Raw genomic sequence first — 2615 nt, 5'->3', positions numbered from 1 at the left:
CAAAACGGCCACGCCCAGCGCCGCCAGGCAGGCGCCACCAGCTGCCCAGCGCCACCAGCCAGGGCGCCAGCGCGCCGCCGATATGGCGGGCGCGGCAGCGCCATGTTCAAGCTGTGAGAGGATGCGGTTGCCTTCGGCCGGGGCCGTCGCCGTGGCTGGGGCGGCGCTGGCCAGCAGGTTTGGTCCGCGCGGCTGGCCATTGCCGGTGTTTAGTAAAGACAAAATATCACCTCCGAACTGAGTCGAACTTGATGTAAACCGCGCTCATGCGATGCGCGGGCGCCTACGATGGGCGGTACCGCCGTGCAAGCTTTCCGGCCCCGCCCATTCCCGTCACGGAGCGCCCCATGTTCGTCGCCCTGGTCCTGATGTATTTCCTGCTTGCCTGTTTCGCCTGCTGGCTGCTGCTGTTTCCCGGCGGCCGCGCCATCTTGCTGCACACCATGGTCAACCTGGGCTGGCGTTTGCAGCGGCGGGCGCAGCGCCTGAACCAGGGCGGCGGCGCGCAATGGCAGCGCCTGCAGCGGCACACGGGTTCCGGCCTGGCGCGCGGCTGGCAGTTGCTGCTGCGCCACCGCTGGCTGTCGCTGGCCGGCATGCTGCTGGTCACCGTGCCGCCCGTGCTGGCCTGGCTCTCCAGCGACCGCATCGCCTTGCGCGGTTATGCGGACCGGCAACATGCCATCAACGACCAGGTCAGCGATTTGCTCAAGGGCGAGCAGCTGGTGCCGCCGCCCACCTTGCCGCCACTGCTGTTCTCCACGGCGGAAGTGACGCAGCTGCGTCCGCTGCTGGGCGGCGCCAGCCGCAACTGGCAATTGCTCGACCACGACTACGCGCAACGCTTGCTGCTGGTATTTAAGATCATGAAAGACGTGCATGGCTACGACATGGTCTTGCTGGAAGGCTACCGCAGCCCGGAGCGCCAGAACCAGCTGGCGGCGGCCGGCCCGAACGTGACGAATGCCCGGGCGTTTCAAAGTTATCACCAGTACGGCCTGGCAGCCGATTGTGCATTCATGCTGGACGGAAAACTCATCATTTCTGAAAAAAACGCCTGGGCCATGCGCGGCTATCGTTTATATGGCGTGACGGCCGAATCGGTGGGCCTGCGCTGGGGCGGGCGCTGGACCATGATGGATTTCGGCCACACGGAATTGCCCCAGCGCCATGTGCTGGGAAAGTAAGCGCAGGCAGGGAACACGCGAGCCATTCTAGCGCCGCCGGCGCGCGCTTTTTTCACTGGCAGGCTCATGCTTGCGCCGCATCAACGGCGTGCCGTTCCCCGCCATGCGCCGCCGTTTGATACTTGTCCAATGTCAACAAAGTCCCCCGTCAATGCTGTCACGATGGGCCGCATCCGCGCACCCTGGCGGCGCCGCCATTCCTGCTTTGCCGACCTCACCCTGGGCTCATCATGCTGCGACGAATCTGGCATTTCATTACCGACAGCCGCCATCTGACCATCCTCGGCTTCGTCGCGCTGGCCGTCTTCCTGTACCTGGGTGCCGAGGTGCTGGAAGTGGCGCTGGTGTGGGCCCTGGGCTTGCTGCTGCTGGCCTTGCTGACCTGGCTGGGCATGTGGCTGTGGCGGCGGCGCCGCGCGCGCCGCGATGCGCAGGCGCTGGGCCAGGCCATCCTCAACCAGGCCGAGATCGCCGCTGCCGAAGCCGCCTCGGCCGCCCAGCCCCAGCACGGCGAACTCGACGCCGTGCGCACGGGCATGCTGGACGCCATCGACACCATCAAGACGTCCAAGCTGGGCCTCAAATCGGGCGCCGCCGCCCTGTATGAATTGCCGTGGTACATGATCATCGGCAACCCGGCGGCCGGCAAGAGCAGCGCCATCCTGCATTCCGGCCTGCAATTTCCTTTCGCCGACGGCAAGATCGTGCAAGGCGTGGGCGGCACCCGCAACTGCGACTGGTTCTTTACCACCGACGGCATCGTGCTCGACACGGCGGGCCGCTACTCCGTCGTCGACGAGCACCGCGGCGAATGGTTCGGCTTTCTCGACCTGCTGAAAAAATACCGGCGCAAGGCGCCCATCAACGGCATCCTCATCGCCGTCAGCATCGCCGAGCTGGGCGGCGATCCGGATGTCGGCATGCAGCTGGCGCGCAGCCTGCGCAAGCGCGTGCAGGACGTCATCGAGCGCCTGGAAGTGTTCGCACCCCTGTACATCGTGTTCACCAAGGCGGACCTGATCGCCGGCTTCACGGAGTTTTTCGCGGAAGCGGAACGCAGCGAGCGCGAGCGTGTCTGGGGCGCCACCATGCCCTACCAGCGCAAGCTGCCGACGGCCGACCTGCTGAGTTTTTTCGACCAGTGCTTCGACGAGCTGCACGATGGCCTGACGGAACTGAGCCTGGCCAACATGGCGCACCGCCAGCGCAAGACGATGGCGCCCGGGGTATTCACTTTTCCGCTGGAATTTGCCGCCATCAAGCCGGCCCTGCGCGCTTTTATTGCCACCCTGTTCGAGGAAAACCCGTTCCAGTTCCAGCCCGTGTTCCGCGGCTTTTATTTCACCAGCGCCCTGCAGGAGGGTGAACCCGTCAGCGCGTCCTCGCAGCAGGTGCGCGCCGCTTCGACCTGGCCTTCGCGCCCGCGCC

At 65.8% G+C, this 2615-nt stretch carries 3 protein-coding genes; 2 read left to right on the top strand and 1 reads right to left on the bottom strand.

The window, feature by feature from the left end:
- Positions 1-222: hypothetical protein (locus JaAD80_RS28865; protein WP_219726908.1), on the bottom strand; the 222-nt coding region annotated here is incomplete at its 3' end.
- 125 nt (positions 223-347) lie between these two features.
- On the opposite strand from JaAD80_RS28865, the gene JaAD80_RS28860 reads away from it, so the two are divergent.
- Together JaAD80_RS28860 and JaAD80_RS28855 are read left to right on the top strand one after the other, a co-directional pair.
- Complete coding sequence (locus tag JaAD80_RS28860) at positions 348-1187, top strand: M15 family metallopeptidase (protein ID WP_102299617.1); 840 nt, start codon at positions 348-350, stop codon at positions 1185-1187.
- 230 nt (positions 1188-1417) lie between these two features.
- On the top strand, positions 1418-2615 hold a 1198-nt coding region (locus JaAD80_RS28855; protein WP_308410659.1), incomplete at its 3' end, for a type VI secretion protein IcmF/TssM N-terminal domain-containing protein.

It is taken from the genome of Janthinobacterium sp. AD80 (assembly GCF_002878455.1).
Classification (GTDB): domain Bacteria; phylum Pseudomonadota; class Gammaproteobacteria; order Burkholderiales; family Burkholderiaceae_D; genus Janthinobacterium.
This window is presented reverse-complemented; position numbering and strand designations above follow the sequence as displayed.